At 70.1% G+C, this 16,389-nt stretch carries 15 protein-coding genes; 10 read left to right on the forward strand and 5 right to left on the reverse strand.

What is annotated here, in order from left to right; translation table 11 throughout:
- Positions 1-143: 143 nt before the first annotated feature.
- A complete protein-coding gene (locus tag ACFYR3_RS01060; protein WP_355855471.1) occupies positions 144-539 on the reverse strand; it encodes a hypothetical protein in 396 nt (131 codons plus the stop codon).
- 238 nt (positions 540-777) lie between these two features.
- Here ACFYR3_RS01060 and ACFYR3_RS01065 point away from each other — a divergent pair, with 238 nt between their 5' ends.
- Positions 778-1,725 (forward strand): hypothetical protein, encoded by a 948-nt coding sequence (locus ACFYR3_RS01065; RefSeq protein WP_356781951.1) that lies wholly within the window; start codon positions 778-780, stop codon positions 1,723-1,725.
- Positions 1,726-1,847: 122 nt separating this feature from the next.
- On the opposite strand, the gene ACFYR3_RS01070 is transcribed toward ACFYR3_RS01065, so the two are convergent.
- A complete protein-coding gene (locus tag ACFYR3_RS01070) occupies positions 1,848-2,273 on the reverse strand; it encodes a Rieske (2Fe-2S) protein (RefSeq protein ID WP_389280916.1) in 426 nt (141 codons plus the stop codon).
- Positions 2,274-2,612: 339 nt separating this feature from the next.
- On the opposite strand from ACFYR3_RS01070, the gene ACFYR3_RS01075 reads away from it, so the two are divergent.
- Both ACFYR3_RS01075 and ACFYR3_RS01080 read left to right on the forward strand, forming a co-directional pair.
- Positions 2,613-3,680: a LacI family DNA-binding transcriptional regulator gene (locus ACFYR3_RS01075; protein WP_389280918.1), complete on the forward strand. Its 1,068-nt coding sequence runs from the start codon at positions 2,613-2,615 to the stop codon at positions 3,678-3,680.
- Positions 3,677-4,588: a carbohydrate kinase gene (locus ACFYR3_RS01080; protein ID WP_355855459.1), complete on the forward strand. Its 912-nt coding sequence runs from the start codon at positions 3,677-3,679 to the stop codon at positions 4,586-4,588. Before ACFYR3_RS01075 ends, ACFYR3_RS01080 begins: the two co-directional genes overlap by 4 nt.
- Before the next feature lie 140 nt (positions 4,589-4,728).
- Here ACFYR3_RS01080 and uvrA read toward each other — a convergent pair whose 3' ends face one another.
- On the reverse strand, positions 4,729-7,779 hold the full coding sequence (gene uvrA / locus ACFYR3_RS01085; protein ID WP_389280921.1) for an excinuclease ABC subunit UvrA: 3,051 nt from the start codon (positions 7,777-7,779) through the stop codon (positions 4,729-4,731).
- A gap of 223 nt (positions 7,780-8,002) precedes the next feature.
- On the opposite strand from uvrA, the gene ACFYR3_RS01090 reads away from it, so the two are divergent.
- The 5 genes from ACFYR3_RS01090 to ACFYR3_RS01110 all read left to right on the forward strand — a co-directional run bounded on the left by ACFYR3_RS01090 (position 8,003) and on the right by ACFYR3_RS01110 (position 12,224).
- Positions 8,003-8,692, forward strand: a complete 690-nt coding sequence (locus ACFYR3_RS01090) for a maleylpyruvate isomerase family mycothiol-dependent enzyme (protein WP_355855453.1) — start codon at positions 8,003-8,005, stop codon at positions 8,690-8,692.
- Between the two features lie 9 nt (positions 8,693-8,701).
- Positions 8,702-9,358, forward strand: coding sequence for an MBL fold metallo-hydrolase (locus ACFYR3_RS01095; protein WP_355855450.1), 657 nt, complete (start codon positions 8,702-8,704; stop codon positions 9,356-9,358).
- A gap of 309 nt (positions 9,359-9,667) precedes the next feature.
- Positions 9,668-10,552, forward strand: a complete 885-nt coding sequence (locus ACFYR3_RS01100) for an ABC transporter substrate-binding protein (RefSeq protein ID WP_355855447.1) — start codon at positions 9,668-9,670, stop codon at positions 10,550-10,552.
- Positions 10,549-11,460: an amino acid ABC transporter permease gene (locus ACFYR3_RS01105; protein WP_355855444.1), complete on the forward strand. Its 912-nt coding sequence runs from the start codon at positions 10,549-10,551 to the stop codon at positions 11,458-11,460. The genes ACFYR3_RS01100 and ACFYR3_RS01105 overlap by 4 nt, the downstream gene beginning before the upstream one ends.
- The gene (locus ACFYR3_RS01110; RefSeq protein ID WP_389280924.1) at positions 11,457-12,224 is read left to right on the forward strand and encodes an amino acid ABC transporter ATP-binding protein; all 768 of its coding nucleotides are present in this window, start codon (positions 11,457-11,459) and stop codon (positions 12,222-12,224) included. Before ACFYR3_RS01105 ends, ACFYR3_RS01110 begins: the two co-directional genes overlap by 4 nt.
- Before the next feature lie 59 nt (positions 12,225-12,283).
- Here ACFYR3_RS01110 and aroQ read toward each other — a convergent pair whose 3' ends face one another.
- Entirely contained in the window at positions 12,284-12,757 is a 474-nt protein-coding gene (gene aroQ / locus ACFYR3_RS01115) for a type II 3-dehydroquinate dehydratase (RefSeq protein WP_355855438.1), read from the reverse strand.
- Positions 12,758-12,858: 101 nt separating this feature from the next.
- Here aroQ and ACFYR3_RS01120 point away from each other — a divergent pair, with 101 nt between their 5' ends.
- Together ACFYR3_RS01120 and ACFYR3_RS01125 are read left to right on the forward strand one after the other, a co-directional pair.
- Positions 12,859-13,905 carry a S66 peptidase family protein gene (locus ACFYR3_RS01120; protein ID WP_355855435.1) on the forward strand — a complete coding sequence of 349 codons (1,047 nt, stop codon included), beginning with the start codon at positions 12,859-12,861 and terminating at the stop codon, positions 13,903-13,905.
- Between the two features lie 60 nt (positions 13,906-13,965).
- Complete coding sequence (locus ACFYR3_RS01125) at positions 13,966-15,270, forward strand: MFS transporter (RefSeq protein WP_355855432.1); 1,305 nt, start codon at positions 13,966-13,968, stop codon at positions 15,268-15,270.
- Positions 15,271-15,278: 8 nt separating this feature from the next.
- On the opposite strand, the gene ACFYR3_RS01130 is transcribed toward ACFYR3_RS01125, so the two are convergent.
- Entirely contained in the window at positions 15,279-16,379 is a 1,101-nt protein-coding gene (locus ACFYR3_RS01130) for an ionic transporter y4hA (protein WP_355855429.1), read from the reverse strand.
- Between the last annotated feature and the right edge of the window lie 10 nt (positions 16,380-16,389).

Raw genomic sequence — 16,389 nt, forward strand, 5'->3', positions numbered from 1 at the left:
TGCGGGTGTGACTCCGGGAACGTGGGCTCGCCGGTAGCGGCCGCGATCGTCACGGTCACACGACGGTGATCGTCACGGCCCGCCGGGAGGCGGACTCCGCCCGGAACCCTCCGGCCGGGCTTCTCGAAGGTCCCCTCGCGGTGTCAGCCGCGGCGTCGGCGCAGGGCCCGCGAGACGCTCAGGACGAGCGCGACGAGGGCGCCCACCCCGGCCGTCGCCGACGCCACCACGACGAAGGGGTCGGTCGGGTCGTCACCACCGGTACGGACACCGCCGCGGCCGGGTCCTCTGTCCCCGGCAGGGCCTCGGTCGTCCCCGTGCTCTCCGCGCTCCACCCGCGTTACGCCGAGTCCGGCCACACGGGGTGCGTCGTGTCCGGCCGCCGCGCCGAACCGCGTCGCCGCGGAGCCCGGAAGCCTGCCCGCGTGCACGGACGTGCCGGAGTGGCCGGCCGCGCGCCCGACGGCCGCGGTCGCCGGGGCGGCGCCCAGGGCGGCCAGAACCGCGGCGAGAGCGACGAGTCGTCGTCTGTGGCGCATCGTGTTTGCTCCCGAGTGGGGGTCGAGGAGGGAAGGGGCGCGTCCGGGGGGCTGCGGTGAGCCATGTTGAGCATCAGGTGTTGTCGGGACTTGGTCAACACGCTTCAATGCGGGGGAACTCGGGGCGTGAACGGCGAAACCCGCCTGTGAACAGCCCCCGCGCGCCCATTGGGCGGCGCCGACGAACCGCTCGAACGGCCTGACCAGCCGGAGTGAACATCCACAGAAAGGCCCCTGCATGCGGCACGGCACACAGCACGCGTACGTCGCCACGGCGGAACTGGAAACGGCCCTGCGGGGCGGCCCCTTCCATGTCGCACTGCGCGCCGCGATCACCGCACGCGGGCTGCCGCTGCAACGCGTCCAGCACCATCTGTCGCGGTACGGCGTCAAGGTCGGGGTGACGAGCCTGAGTTACTGGCAGCAGGGGGCCCGGCGTCCCCAGCGCCCCGAGTCGCTGCGGGCCGTCCGCGCCCTGGAGGAGATACTCCAGCTGCCCGACGAGTCCCTGATCAGGCTGTTGGCCGAGGCCGAGGAGCGCTCGGATCCGGAGCGCCCCACGGGGCGTTCGTACCGCTCGCTGGTGGAGGCCTCCGGTGTCCTGGAACGGCTGCTGGCCGAACTGGAGTCCCCGCTCGACGGCGGTCTGCACACTATCGGCCATCACGAACGGGTCCGCATAGGCTCCCATCGCGAACTACTGGGTCGCGAATCGCACCACATAGTGCGCGCCCATAAGGACGGCGTGGACCGCTATGTGGCCATCCACCACGGCGACCCCGGATGCGCACCGGAACGGACGGCGGTCCGGGCTCTGGAGAACTGCCGTACGGGCCGGGTGCGCTGGCACCGCGACACCGGCGTGCTCGTCGCCGAACTGCTCTTCGACACCCGGCTGCGGGCAGGCGATACGTTCCTCTTCCGCTATGCCTTCGAGGACGGCACCGCCGGGGCGTCGAGCGAGTACGTCCGCGGGTTCGGCTTCGCGGGCGGGCAGTACGCGCTCCAGGTGCATTTCACCGAGAACGCGCTGCCCGTGCGCTGCCACCGGTTCACCCAGCACTCGGCGGCCGCGCCGCGCAGCGGCCGCCAGGAACTGACGCTGAGCGGCCACCACCGCTCGGTGCACCTGGTCGAGCCACGCGTGCGGTCGGGGATCGTGGGCATCGGATGGGACTGGGAGTGACCGCCTCCCCGGGTGCGGTCCCCGGGCCGGGCCGGCCCGCACCCGGGCTCACCCGCCCGGACCGCACTTGAGTTCAGGCACCAGGACCGCACCTGAGCTCACGCGCCCGACCGCACCCGAGCTCAGGCACCCGGCCCGGCGACGATCTTCCCGCTCTTCTCCTCGACGGACAGCTCGTGGAGCGGCACGGTGGCCGGTGCCCGCAGGACCTTGCCGTTCGTGGCGTCGAACTCGCTTCCGTGGCACGGGCACACGAGCGTCGTACTCTCCAGCTTGTTGATGGCGCACCCGGCATGGGTGCAGATCGAGCTGAACGCCTTGAGGGAACCGTTCTCGGCGCGCCTGACCACGACATTCTGGTCCTGGTACAGCTGCGCACCGCCCTTGGCGACCTCGCTCTGCGCACCCAGGACGACGGGAGCGGTCGGTGTCGCGGGGGTTCCGCCACCACTGCCGCCGGAACACGCGGCGAGGCCGAGCCCGGCGACCGGGGTGAGCGCCGCTCCCCGCAGGACGGTACGACGGCTCGCGGACGGACGGCCGGACATGGCATCTCCACTGGTCGAGGGTGCTTGCGGACACTCCGCCGGAGCGCGACAGGGCCGAACACGGCACGGGGTGTCGCGCACCGACGATACCGGTACAGATCGTGCCGCTCGGTGGGGGGGTGGGCAGGCGCTCTTGCGGACGTAAACGCTTACGCAAACGTCTGCGTAAGCGTTTACGTCCGCCGTCGGCTGGGATAGGTTCGCCCTCGAACGACCAGGTTGCGTTCGCGGGCCGCCGCCCAGGTTCTGTTCGCGGGCCGCCGCCCAGGTTCTGTTCACGGGCGAGCGACCAGGTTCTGCTCGCGGGCGAGCACCCGAGCTCCGAGGGGAGGGAGCGCCATGACGACGATGGTCGATGTGGCCCGGCGGGCGGGCGTGTCCATCGCGACGGTCTCGCACGTCCTCAACGACACCCGTCCGGTCCTGCCCGGGACCCGCCAGGCCGTTCTCGACGCGATCGACGAGCTGGGCTATACACCCAACACCCTCGCCCGTTCGCTCGTCACCTCACGTACGCGGTCCATCGGGCTCGCGGTGTCGGCGATCAGCAACCCGTACTTCACGGAGATCCTCCAGGGTGTCGAGGCCGGAGCCCTGGAACACGGCTACGGCCTGCTGATCGCCGATCCGCACGACGACCCCGAGCACGAGCGCAAAGTCGTCCAACTGCTGCACGAACGACGCGTGGACGGAATGATCATCGCTCCGTCGGCGGCCCCGGACGCGCTCCTGAGCTACCTCGGGCAGCACGACGTACCCACCGTCTTCCTGGACCGGCTCGTGGACCCTCCCGGCGGGAGCGGTCTCCGCCACGACCAGGTCTGTGCCGAGAACACCGGACCCATGGCGAGCCTGGTCGCGCACCTCGCCGAGCGAGGACACCGGCGTATCGGACTGGTAGCGGGGCTGCCCGGACTCAGCACCACGGCCGAGCGGATCACCGGCTACCGGCACGGCCTCGCGCAGGCCGGACTCCCCTACGACGAACGGCTCGTGGCACACGGCGACTCCCGGGCGGAGACGGCCGAGGAGGCCACCCACCGGCTGTTGTCCCTCGGGGCGCCGCCCGGCGCGCTCGTCACCGCCAACAACGCCATGACCATCGGCGTGTTGCGGGCGCTGCGTGACCGGGGGCTGTCCGTGCCCGACGACCTGGCGCTGTGCTGCTTCGACGACTTCTCCTGGGCGGATCTGTTCGCGCCCCGGCTCACCGTGATCGCCCAGCCCAGCAAGGAGATCGGCGCCACGGCCGTCCGACTGCTCCTGGAACGGCTGGCGTCGCCCCACTTGGAGAGCCGGACCGTTCGGCTTCCCTCCGCCTTCGTCCATCGCACCTCGTGCGGCTGTTCCGAGAACGCCGGACACCCCGAAAGCCCCGAGATACCGAGGAAAGGACCCGAGTCGTGATCGTCGTCGCCGGTGAGGCCCTGATCGATCTGGTGCCGCAGGGCGCGGGCGCCCTGGCGGGCCTGCTGCCTCGTCTCGGCGGCGGCCCCTACAACACGGCGGTGGCGCTCGGCCGCCTCGGCTCCCCCACCGCCTTCTGCTCCCGCGTCTCACGCGACGCGTTCGGCGAGGCCCTCCTGGCCGGGCTGGGCGCCGCGGGCGTCGACGTCTCGTCCGTGCAGCGCGGCGGCGAACCGACGACCCTGGCCGTCGCCACGATCGGCGCGGACGGCTCGGCCGCGTACTCCTTCTACGTCGAGGGCACGGCGGACCGCCTCTTCGCCGCCCCGGACCGACTCCCCGACGTCGTGCGGGCGGTGTCCTTCGGCACCTGTTCACTCGTTCTGGAACCGGGCGCGAGCGCGTACGAGGAGCTGATGCGGGCGGCCGCCGCGCAGGGCGTCTTCACGGCCCTCGACCCGAACATCCGCGCCGGTCTGATCCCCCACCCGGACGCCTACCGGGCCCGGTTCAAGAGCTGGCTGCCGTCGGTCTCCCTGCTCAAGCTGTCCGAGGAGGACGCCCGGTGGCTCGGCGGTACCCCGCGCGAGTGGCTGGCCGCCGGACCCTCTGCCGTGGTGATCACCCAGGGCGGCGACGGTCTCACCGCGTTCACCCGGGACGGCTCGGTCCATTCCGTGCCCGGCGAACCGGTCGACGTCGTGGACACCATCGGCGCCGGCGACACCGTGAACGCGGCCCTGCTGCACGGCCTGGCTGCCCGGAACGCCCTGTGCCCGGCCGCACTTGCGGAACTGGGCCCTCAGGGCTGGACCGAACTCCTGGGCTTCGCGGCCCGCGCGGCCGCCATCACCTGCTCCCGCGCCGGAGCCGAACCGCCGTACGCTCGCGAACTCGGCGACCTGTAGGAACGCCCGCCCGCCACTCCACGGTGCCTCGAACCGTGATGGCGGGAGCCCGACTTCACAACGGACGGCGCCCCGGGGGGAGTTCCCACGGGGCGCCGTGCGGTGGCGGGTTGCAGAACCGACGCTTCGGTCCGGTCGGATCAGGCCTTGCGGGCCCGCGTGGTCTTCTTCGCGGGGGTCACCTTCTTGGCCACCGACTTCGTGGCGGTCTTCTTCGCCGCGGCCGCCTTCTTGGTGGCCGTGTTGTTGACGGTCTTCGTGGCCGTCTTCTTCGCCGCCGTCCCGGCCGCGACCGTCTTCTTGGCGGCCGTCCTGCGCGGGGCCTTCACGGGAACGGCGTCGCTGATCCGGTCGGCGCCGAGGATCTCGCGCAAGAACTTGCCGGTGTGGCTGGCCGGAACGCCGGCGACCTCCTCGGGCGTGCCCTCGGCGATCACGAGACCGCCGCCGTTGCCACCCTCGGGGCCCATGTCGATGACCCAGTCCGCGGTCTTGACGACATCGAGGTTGTGCTCGATGACGATGACCGTGTTGCCCTTGTCGACCAGACCGGACAGCACCGTGATGAGCTTGCTGATGTCCTCGAAGTGCAGACCGGTGGTCGGCTCGTCGAGCACGTACACGGTGCGGCCGGTGGAGCGCTTCTGAAGCTCGCTGGCGAGCTTGACGCGCTGTGCCTCACCGCCGGACAGCGTCGGCGCGGACTGGCCGAGCCGGACGTAGCCGAGGCCGACGTCGTTGAGCGTCCGCAGGTGACGGGCGATCGCCGGCACCGCCTCGAAGAAGCCGAGCGCCTCTTCGATCGGCATGTCCAGGACCTCGGAGATGGACTTGCCCTTGTAGTGGACCTCCAGGGTCTCCCGGTTGTAGCGCGCCCCGTGGCAGACCTCGCAGGGGACGTACACGTCCGGCAGGAAGTTCATCTCGATCTTGATGGTGCCGTCGCCGGAGCAGTTCTCGCAGCGGCCGCCCTTGACGTTGAAGGAGAAGCGGCCGGGCAGATAACCCCGCACCTTCGCCTCGGTGGTCTCGGCGAACAGCCTGCGGACGTGGTCGAAGACTCCGGTGTACGTCGCCGGGTTGGAGCGGGGCGTACGGCCGATGGGCGACTGGTCGACGTGCACGACCTTGTCGACGAGGTCGTCGCCCTCCACGCGCGTGTGCCGCCCCGGTACGTTCCTCGCGCCGTTCAGTTCACGGGCCAGGTGCGTGTACAGGATGTCGTTGACCAGCGTCGACTTACCGGAACCCGATACGCCGGTGACGGCCGTGAGGACGCCCAGCGGGAAGGACACGTCGATGTCCTGGAGGTTGTTCTCGCGGGCGCCGTGCACCGTGAGCCTGCGGCCCGGGTCGGCGGGGCGGCGGATGTCCGGGGTCGGGATCTGCCTCTTGCGCGACAGGTACTGGCCGGTGATCGACTCGGGGTTGGCGAGGAGTTCCTTCAAGGGTCCGCTGTGCACGACCTTGCCGCCGTGCTCGCCCGCGCCGGGGCCGATGTCGACGACCCAGTCGGCGACCTTGATGGTGTCCTCGTCGTGCTCGACGACGATGAGCGTGTTGCCCATGTCGCGGAGGCGGACGAGGGTCTCGATCAGCCGGTGGTTGTCCCGCTGGTGCAGGCCGATGGAGGGCTCGTCGAGGACGTACAGAACGCCGACGAGTCCGGAGCCGATCTGGGTGGCCAGGCGGATGCGCTGGGCCTCACCGCCGGAGAGGGTGCCGGCCGCGCGATTCAGCGACAGGTAGTCGAGGCCGACGTCGACCAGGAAGCGCAGCCGTTCGTTGACCTCCTTCAGGACGCGCTCGGCGATCTTCTTGTCGCGCGCGTTGAGCTTCAGCTGCCCCAGGAAGTCCGCGCAGTCGCTGATGGACATGGCGGCGACCTCGGCGATCGACTTCTCCATGACCGTGACCGCAAGGACGAGCGGCTTGAGGCGCGTGCCCTGACAGGTGGGGCAGGGCACCTCCCGCATGTAGCCCTCGAAGCGCTCACGGCTCGCGTCGCTCTCGGACTCGCTGTGCCGCCGCTTGACGAACGGGACGGCCCCTTCGAAGGGCGTGGTGTACACGCGCTCGCGTCCGTACCGGTTGCGGTAGCGGACCTCGATCTGTGTCTTGTGGCCGTAGAGCAGGGCCTTCTTGGCGCGCTGCGGCAGCCCGGCGAAGGGGATGTCGGTCCGGAAGCCCAGCGCGTCCGCGAGGGCACCGATCAGCCGGCCGAAGTAGTCCTTGGTGTGGCCATGCGACCAGGCGTGGATGGCGCCCTCGTCGAGCGACTTGTCCTCGTCCGGGACGATCAGCTCGGGGTCGACCTCCATGCGCGTACCGATACCCGTGCACTCGGGGCAGGCGCCGAACGGCGAGTTGAAGGAGAAGGAGCGGGGCTCCAGCTCTTCGAAGGACAGGTCGTCGTACGGGCAGTACAGGTGCTCCGAGTACATGCGCTCGCGCTCGGGGTCGTCCTCGGGGAGGTCGACGAAGTCGAGCACGACCATGCCGCCGGAGAGGCCGAGGGCGGTCTCCACGGAGTCGGTGAGACGTCGCTTGGCGGAGTCCTTCACCGTCAGGCGGTCGATGACCACCTCGATGGTGTGCTTCTCCTGCTTCTTCAGTGTCGGCGGCTCGGTGAGCTGGATCGTCTCGCCGTCGACCCGGGCACGGCTGTACCCCTTGGTCTGGAGATCGGCGAACAGGTCGACGAACTCTCCCTTGCGCTCGCGCACCAGCGGCGACAGGACCTGGAAGCGGCTCCCCTCCGGGAGCTCCAGAACCTTGTCGACGATGGCCTGCGGCGACTGGCGGGAGATGGGACGGCGGCACTCGGGACAGTGCGGCTTGCCGATGCGCGCGAAGAGCAGCCGGAGGTAGTCGTAGACCTCCGTGATGGTGCCGACCGTCGAGCGCGGGTTGCGCGAGGTCGACTTCTGGTCGATGGAGACGGCCGGGGAGAGACCTTCGATGAAGTCCACATCCGGCTTGTCCATCTGGCCGAGGAACTGCCGGGCGTACGAGGACAGGGACTCCACGTAGCGCCGCTGGCCCTCGGCGAAGATCGTGTCGAAGGCGAGGGAGGACTTGCCCGACCCCGACAAGCCCGTGAAGACGATGAGCGAGTCGCGCGGGAGGTCGAGCGAGACATTCTTCAGGTTGTGCTCGCGCGCTCCACGGACGATGAGACGGTCGGCCACGCCGGTCCGCACCTTTCTTGAGAGAAGTGACAGGGGCCGCAGGCCCCCGTCTTCTCAGACTAGGGGGAGCCACTGACAGCGCCGGTTGCTTTCCCTGGTTCACAACAATCCCGGGCCATCCAGCATGCCCGACGCCACGACCGAGCGTATAGCACGCGTATTCGATTTGCGGGGGCGGTCGATCGCCTTCACCCGAACGTGTGGCGGAGCTAGGGTCGACCTCATGATGGATCATGTGCGCGACCTGGCGTCTGTACGTGACGCGACGGAGCGAGTGCTCACCGCAGCCGCCAAACTGGACAACGCCGCCGTGGCCGAACCGTCACGGCTTCCCGGCTGGAGCCGTGGGCATGTGCTGGCCCACCTGGCCCGCAACGCGGACGCTCTGGTGAACGTTCTGGAGGGGCGCCCGATGTACGCCTCCGCGGACACCCGGGACGCCGACATCGAGCGGGACGCCCCGCGCCCCCTGGACGCGCAGCTTGCGGACCTGCGCGAGAGCGCGGCCCGCTTCGCGGAGACGGGAGCCGCCCCCGCGGACTGGTCCCGCACGGTGGAGCTGCGCAACGGGGTCACGGACTCCGCGGCCCGGGTGCCGTTCCGTCGGTGGGTCGAGGTCGACCTGCACCATGTGGATCTGGGAATCGGATACGAGCTCGAGGATCTGCCGGAGGAGTTCGTGACCCGGGAGATCGACTTCCTCGCGGAGCGGTTCGGCGGCCACAAGGACGTGCCCTCCACGGGGCTGGACGCCGGCGACGGCCGGGCGTGGACCACGGGCGGGGGCGCCGAGGGCGGACCGATCGTGGTCCAGGGCCCGGCGGCCGATCTGCTCGGCTGGCTCTGCGGCCGCCGCGACGGCACCGGCCTGACGGTTCACGGCGGCCCGCTTCCCGCCCTCCCTCCGCTATAGGCTGCCGTCATGACGTACAGCGGAGCGGTGACGGTCGGCGGCCCTGCCGACGTGCACGAGCTGCAGAACCTGATGATCTCCAAGGTCGCGGTCGGCCCGATGGACAACAACGCGTATCTGCTGCGCTGCCGGGCAACCGACGAGCAGCTCCTGATCGACGCGGCGAACGACGCCTCGACGCTGCTCACCCTGATCGGTGACGACGGCATCGCGTCGGTCGTCACCACGCATCAGCACGGCGACCACTGGCAGGCGCTCGCCGAGGTCGTCGCCGCCACGGGCGCGCGCACCTACGCGGGCCGGGACGACGCCGACGGCATCCCGGTGCCGACCGACGTCGCCCTCCAGGACGGCGACACGGTCAAGGTGGGGAACGTGGAGCTCACCGCGCGCCACCTGGTCGGGCACACACCGGGCTCGATCGCGCTCGTCTACGACGACCCGCACGGTCACCCTCACGTGTTCACGGGCGACTGCCTCTTCCCCGGCGGGGTGGGCAACACGCGCAAGGACCCGGAGGCCTTCGCCAGCCTCATCCACGACGTCGAGACGAGGATCTTCGACGTTCTGCCGGACGAGACGTGGGTGTACCCCGGCCACGGCAACGACACGACGCTGGGCGCCGAGCGCCCGCACCTGCCGGAGTGGCACGCGCGAGGGTGGTGAGCGCGAGCGCCGGGCAGCACGTGGGGCACGATGCCTCGCGTGCGCGCCCGGCGCGCGACAAGAACTCGCGCCCGGCGTGAACCAACTGCACACGCCGGGGGTACGCGCGCTCCCCCCGATCGGGTACTGGTGCGGTGCAGTTCCGCAGTTCCGGCGGAACCTCTTCCGCTGCCCACGGCCGGTGAATCCGATCGCGCGTGGACCCCTCGCGTCCAGGGTGTTCACAGGACTGCAACACGCGTTCCCACCATGCGGACAATTGTTGCCGTGACCTGGACAAACAGCAGGCTTCGCTGTCACTCTCCCGCCATGCATCTCGCCCAACACGCCCTGCGCCGCGCCGCGTCCGCCAGCACTGTCGCCCTGCTCGCCCTCGCCGTGGGCTGTGCCCCGCAGCCGGAGGAGAAGGCGTCCGGCAAGGCGTCCGGGAGCACCGCCGCGACCTGCGCCAAGGGCTCGTTGAGCACGCAGACCTCGGGCAAGCTCACCATCGCGACCGACGAGCCCGCGTACGAGCCGTGGTTCAAGGACGACAAGCCCGCCAACGGCAAGGGCTTCGAGTCGGCGGTGGCGTACGCCGTGGCACAGCAGCTCGGCTACACCAAGGGTGAAGTCGTCTGGCAGAGCGTGCCCTTCAACAAGGCCTTCGCGCCCGGTGCGAAGTCCTTCGACTTCGACATCAACCAGGTGTCGATCAGTGCCGAGCGCAAGAAGGCCGTGGACTTCTCGTCCGGCTACTACGACGTGCGCCAGGCCGTCATCGCGCTGAAGGGCTCCAAAGCCGCGAAGGCGACGAGCCTCGCGGACCTCAAGGGCCTGAAGCTGGGCGCCCAGGTCGGCACGACCAGCCTGAACTACATCGACGACGTGGTGAAGCCGGCCCGGCAGCCGGCCGCGTACGCGAAGAACGACCAGGCCAAGTCGGCGCTGAAGAACGGCCAGGTGGACGCCATCGTCACCGATCTGCCGACCGCCTTCTACATCACGGCCGCCGAGGTGACCGACGCGAGGATCGTCGGACAGTTCGAGAACCAGGGTGGTACGCCCGAGCAGTTCGGGCTCGTCCTCGACAAGGGCAGCGCGCTGACCTCCTGCGTGACGAAGGCCGTGGACGCCCTGCGCGCGGACGGCACACTCGCGAGGATCGAGAAGCAGTGGCTGTCCGAGGCCGTCGACGCCCCGGTACTCAAGTGACGGAGATGAAGGAGGAGTCGGGAGACGACACCGCCGAGGGCGACATGCCCGACGGGGGCGAGGTGTACGTCCCCTCGCCGCGGAGGATCGAGCGCGAGCGCCATCGGCGCGCCCGCACCCGCCGTTCGGCGGCCGTCGCCGCGCTCTCCACACTCGTCACGGCCGTGGTGCTGTACCTAGTCGTCGTCGACGCGCCGGGCTGGCCGCGCACGAAGGAGACGTTCTTCGACGCGTCCTTCGCGCGTGAGGCCTTCCCGAAGGTCCTCGAAGGCCTCTGGCTGAACCTCCGGTTGTTCGCCGTGTGCGGTGTCGTGGTGCTGGTGCTCGGCACGCTGATAGCCGTGGCGCGCACCCTGCGGGGCCCGATGTACTGGCCGGTGCGCGCCCTTGCCACGGCGTACACGGACTTCTTCCGCGGTCTGCCGCTGATCATCTGTCTGTCGATCGTCGTGTTCGGCGTCCCGGCGCTCCAGTTGCAGGGCGTCACCAACGACCCCGTCCTGCTCGGCGGCACGGGCCTGGTGCTGACCTACTCGGCGTACGTCGCCGAAGTCGTCCGCGCCGGCATCGAATCCGTCCATCCCTCACAACGGGCCGCGGCACGTTCGCTGGGCCTCACCACACGACAGACCCTGCGCCATGTGGTACTGCCGCAAGCCGTACGCCGTCAGGTGCCGCCGCTCCTCAACGACATGGTGTCCCTGCAGAAGGACACCAGCCTCGTCTCCATCGGCGGCGCGGTGGAGGCGATGCGCTCCGCGGACATCATCGTGGGCCGCAGCCTCAACTACACGGCGTACATCGTCGCGGCGCTGCTCTTCGTGGCCCTGACCATCCCCATGACGCGCTTCACCGACTGGGTCACCGCCCGTATGGACCGGCGCCGCAGCCAGGGAGGCACCGTATGAGCAAGGCCCCAGTCCCCGGCGGTCCGATGTTGCGGATGGAGTCCGTCCGCAAGACCTTCGGCGACTCGGTCGTGCTGCAGGACGTCGATCTGGAGGTCGCCCCGCACACGGTGACCACGCTGATCGGCGCTTCCGGGTCCGGCAAGTCCACGCTGCTGCGCTGCGCCAACCTCCTGGAGGAGATCGACGACGGCGCGATATGGCTGGACGGCGAGGAGATCACCGACCCGCGGGCCGATCACGACGCGGTGCGCCGCCGGATCGGCGTCGTCTTCCAGGCGTACAACCTCTTTCCGCACATGACCGTCCTGGAGAACATCACCCTCGCCCCACGGCGGGTGCACGGCGTGAGCCGCGCGGAGGCCGAGGAACACGCACGTGAGCTGCTCGAACGGCTCGGGCTCGGTGCCAAGGCGGACGAGTATCCGGACCGGTTGAGCGGTGGCCAGCAGCAACGGGCCGCGATCGTCAGGGCCTTGGCCGTGCGCCCCAAGCTGCTCCTCCTGGACGAGATCACCGCCGCGCTGGACCCCGAACTCGTGGGCGAGGTCCTCAACGTCGTCCGTGATGTGAAGGGGGACGGCATGACCATGGTCCTGGCCACGCACGAGATGGGCTTCGCCCGCGAGGTCGCGGACCAGGTCTGCTTCCTGGACGGCGGTGTGATCCTTGAGCGCGGCACGGCCGAGCAGGTCTTCGGTGACCCGCAGCAGGAGCGCACGCGACGCTTCCTCAAGCGGATCGTGGAGGCCGGACGCCTCTGACCTCGGGCGTCCGCGACCTCAGGCGTCCGCGACCTCGGGCGGACGCCGCCCCGCGGCGGTCAGGCGTCCGCGCGCCCCGTTCCCGCGAGCGCCGCCACCCGCTCCACCGCGAACGCGTACCCCTGAACGCCACAGCCCGCGATGACCCCGTCGGCACGCAGCGAGACATACGAGTGGTGCCGGAACTCCTCGCGCCGGTGGATGTTGGAGATGTGGACCTCCACCACCGGCAGTCCGTCACAGGTGTTGAGCGCATCCAGGATGGCGACGGAAGTGTGCGAGTAGGCGGCCGGATTGATCACGATCCCGGCATGGTTCAGGCGGGCCTCTTGGATCCAGTCCACCAGCTCGCCCTCGTGGTTGGACTGCCGGAAGTCCACCGTGCCACCGTGCGCGGCCGCCGCCTTGGCGCACAGCGCCTCGACGTCCGCGAGCGTGTCGGAGCCGTAGATCTCCGGCTGCCGCTGCCCGAGGAGGTTCAGATTGGGCCCGTTGAGAATCATGATCGGGGCGTTGGCGAGGGTGCGGGGCACGTTTCCTCCGGTCCTTCAGGTCTGCCGGCCCGTCAAGGACCGCTGCTCGGACCCGGTTTATCACGATGCACCGGAAGGGTGACGGCTCGTACCCTCTCGCCATGACGACGCCCGCGTACCCTCCCAAGCCCGTACCCGGCGACCGGATCGCCGTGATCTCGCCGTCCAGCGGGCTGCCCGGCCGCTTCCCGCTCCCGTACGAACTGGGCCTGGAGCGGCTGCGCAAGGAGTTCGGCCTGGAACCGGTCGAGTACCCGACGACCCGGAAGATGGGTTCCACTCCGCGGGAAAGGGCCGCCGACATCCACGCGGCGTTCGCCGATCCGACGGTCAAGGCGGTCATCGCGTCCATCGGGGGCGACGACCAGATCACCGTGCTGCCGCTGCTGGACCGCGAGTTGATCCGGGCGAACCCGAAGCCGTTCTTCGGGTACAGCGACAACACGAACCTGCTCGTCCACCTTTGGAACGCCGGAATCGTCGGCTATCACGGCGCGACAGTGATGTGTGAGCTGGGCCGACCGGGCACCATGGACCCCCTGACCGCGGAGTCGCTGCGGGCCGCCCTGTTCACGTCCGGGCCCTACGAGCTGCGTCCCGCCGACCGGTTCCGCGATGTCGACATGCCCTGGGACGCGCCGGAGAGTTTCGCGGCCGAGCCGCGGACCGAGCCGGGCACCGGCTGGACCTGGCTCCGCCCGGACCGGGTGGTCGAGGGCCGCTCCTGGGGCGGCAACATCGAGATCCTGTCGTGGTTGCTGATGACCGACCGCGAGATCGCCCGCGATCCTTCCGTGTACGACGGTCATGTGCTGTTCCTGGAGACCTCCGAGGAGATGCCCGGGGCCGACGACGTCTTCCGGATCCTGCGCAGCATGGGCGAGCGCGGCCTGCTGGGACGCTTTCCGGCACTCCTCATGGGCCGCCCGAAGGCCTGGTCGTTCGAGCGGCCCCTCGATCCGGAGGCCAGGGCCCGTTACGCACACAACCAGCGTGAAGCAGTCCTCCGGGCAGTCGACATATATGCCCCGGACATGATGGTCGTCCTCGATGTGGACTTCGGTCACACCGATCCGCAGATCGTCATCCCCTATGGAGGGACTGTCCGCGTCGACGGCCCGGCCCGGCGCATCACCGTCACCTACTGACGCACTCCGCACTCCCGCGCGCCCCCGTAACTGCCGGTCACTGTGGGTAGTTGATCCGGCATGCACGACGTACGCACCGTAAGGGCACCCTCCATGCTGCGGCTCGCGGCCGCCTCGCTCGCCGGGACAGCCATCGAGTTCTACGACTTCTTCGTCTACGGGACCGCGGCCGCGCTCGTTCTCGGACCGCTGTTCTTCCCGACGTTCTCGCCGCTGGCGGGGACACTGGCGGCCTTCGGGACGTTCGGCGTCGGTTTCCTCGCTCGTCCGCTGGGCTCGGTGCTGTTCGGGCACATCGGGGACCGGCGCGGGCGGCGGCCGGTTCTGCTGGCCTCACTGCTGCTGACCGGCGCGGCGACCGTCGCCGTCGGCTGTGTTCCGACGTACGACCGCATCGGTGCCGCCGCTCCCGTGCTTCTTCTGGTGCTGCGTTTCCTGCAGGGCCTCGGACTCGGCGGCGAGTGGGGCGGTGCCGTGCTGCTGACGGTCGAGCACGCGCCCGCCGAACGGCGCGGGCTGTGGTCGAGCTTCCCCCAGATCGGTCCGTCCCTCGGGTTCGTGCTGGCCAACGGCGTGATGCTGGCGCTCTCGGCGACGCTGTCCGACGCGCAGTTCGCGCAGTGGGGGTGGCGGGTGCCGTTCTGGGCGGCGGGGCTGCTCGCGGCGGCGGGGCTGTGGCTGCGCGGTTCGCTCGAGGAGAGCCCGCGGTTCCTGGAGATGGGGGACCACGCGCGCGTGCCGCTCGCCGAGGTGGTGCGCGACCACTGGCGGCTCGTGCTGCTGACAGCCGGCGGACTCGCCGTCGGATACGCCGTGTTCTACGCGGTGACGACCTGGGCGCTCGCCTACGGCGTCGAACGGCTCGGCGTCTCCCGTACCGTCATGCTGACCTGCATCATGGCCGCCGTGGTGGTGCAGGGAGCCCTGACACCCCTGGTGGCCCTGCTGGGAGATCGTTTCGGGCGCCGGCCCCTGTGCATGGCGGGCTGCGCGGGCGCCGCGCTGTGGATGTTCCCGATGATCGGGCTGCTGTCGACCGGCGAACCCCTGCTGATGTTCCTCGGCTTCCTGGTGGCGCTCATCGCGTTCGTCACCATGTTCGCGGTGATCGCCGCGTATCTGCCGGAGTTGTACGAGCCGCGGGTGCGCTGCACGGGCGCGGCGGTCGGATACAACCTGGGCGGGGTTCTCGGGGGCGCGCTCACCCCGGTCGTGGCGACGGCGGTGGCGAGCGGGGAGCGCGTGCCGTGGGGCGTGGCCGCCTATCTGACGGGGATCGCGCTGCTGAGCCTCGGGTGCTTCGCACTGCTGCCGGAGACCCGGCCGGTGCCCCGGCTGACGGTCGTACCCGTCGTCGCCGAGTGACTGTTTGGTCAGGGATTGACGGCCAGTTCCAGGTAGGCGGCGAACACGACCAGATGGACGCCTCCCTGGAGCGGGGTGGCCCGCCCTGGAACGACCGTCAGGGAACTCACGACCACGGTCAGCGCGAGCAGAACCATCTCGGTGGCGCCCAGGCCGAGAACGAGCGGTCCGGAGAGCCAGAGTGACGCCAAGGCGACGGCGGGGATGGTCAGTCCGATGCTGGCCATCGCGGAGCCGAGGGCGAGGTTGAGGCTGGTCTGCACCCGGTCCCGGCGGGCGGACCGCAGGGCCGCGATGGTCTCGGGGAGCAGCACGAGCAGTGCGATGATCACACCGACCACGGAATGCGGCATACCGGCCGCCTCGACCCCGGACTCGATGGTGGGCGACACGCCCTTGGCGAGGCCGACCACGCCGACCAGGGCCAGGCCGAGAAGTCCCAGGCTGATTCCGGCCTCACGGGCGGACGGAGCGTCGGCGTGGTCGTCCACGTCGATGACCTGGCCCTCTCGGGTGATCGGCAGGAAGTAGTCGCGGTGCCGCACGGTCTGGGTCGTCACGAACAGGGCGTACAGGACCAGGGAGGCGACCGCGGCGAAGGTGAGTTGCGCGGTGGAGAACTCCGAGCCCGGCTTGCTGGTGGTGAAGGTCGGGAAGACGAGGCTGAGTGTGGCCAGCGTGGCGACGGTCGCCAGGGCGGCTCCGGTGCCTTCCGCGTTGAAGACGGCCAGCCCGTGGCGCAGTGACGCGACGAGCAGACACAGGCCGACGATCCCGTTGCAGGTGATCATCACAGCCGCGAACACCGTGTCGCGGGCCAGTGTCGAGCTCTTGCCACCGCCGTCCGCCATCAGGGTGACGATGAGGGCGACTTCGATGATCGTGACCGCGACGGCGAGGACGAGGGACCCGAAGGGTTCACCCACCCGGTGGGCGACCACTTCGGCGTGGTGGACCGCGGCGAGCACGGATCCCGCGAGGACCAGCGTCACCAGTGCGACAAAGGCGGCAGACAGGTCGCGCCCCCAGGTGAACGCGAGCAGCACCACCGCGATCGCGGGCACCACGGCGGTCCACCGCGTCGCGAGTGACCTGAGCCGAACGATCATGCCGCGATCG

This window comes from Streptomyces sp. NPDC005784, assembly GCF_042871525.1.
GTDB lineage: Bacteria > Actinomycetota > Actinomycetes > Streptomycetales > Streptomycetaceae > Streptomyces.

Excerpts from the sequence above, each read along its gene's own strand:
- ACFYR3_RS01060 (WP_355855471.1), bottom strand. The coding sequence starts at position 539 with ATGCGCCACAGACGACGACTCGTCGCTCTCGCCGCGGTTCTGGCCGCC.
- ACFYR3_RS01065 (WP_356781951.1), top strand. The coding sequence starts at position 778 with ATGCGGCACGGCACACAGCACGCGTACGTCGCCACGGCGGAACTGGAA.
- ACFYR3_RS01070 (WP_389280916.1), bottom strand. The coding sequence starts at position 2,273 with ATGTCCGGCCGTCCGTCCGCGAGCCGTCGTACCGTCCTGCGGGGAGCG.
- ACFYR3_RS01075 (WP_389280918.1), top strand. The coding sequence starts at position 2,613 with ATGACGACGATGGTCGATGTGGCCCGGCGGGCGGGCGTGTCCATCGCG.
- ACFYR3_RS01090 (WP_355855453.1), top strand. The coding sequence starts at position 8,003 with ATGATGGATCATGTGCGCGACCTGGCGTCTGTACGTGACGCGACGGAG.
- ACFYR3_RS01095 (WP_355855450.1), top strand. The coding sequence starts at position 8,702 with ATGACGTACAGCGGAGCGGTGACGGTCGGCGGCCCTGCCGACGTGCAC.
- ACFYR3_RS01100 (WP_355855447.1), top strand. The coding sequence starts at position 9,668 with ATGCATCTCGCCCAACACGCCCTGCGCCGCGCCGCGTCCGCCAGCACT.
- ACFYR3_RS01110 (WP_389280924.1), top strand. The coding sequence starts at position 11,457 with ATGAGCAAGGCCCCAGTCCCCGGCGGTCCGATGTTGCGGATGGAGTCC.
- ACFYR3_RS01120 (WP_355855435.1), top strand. The coding sequence starts at position 12,859 with ATGACGACGCCCGCGTACCCTCCCAAGCCCGTACCCGGCGACCGGATC.
- ACFYR3_RS01125 (WP_355855432.1), top strand. The coding sequence starts at position 13,966 with ATGCACGACGTACGCACCGTAAGGGCACCCTCCATGCTGCGGCTCGCG.
- ACFYR3_RS01130 (WP_355855429.1), bottom strand. The coding sequence starts at position 16,379 with ATGATCGTTCGGCTCAGGTCACTCGCGACGCGGTGGACCGCCGTGGTG.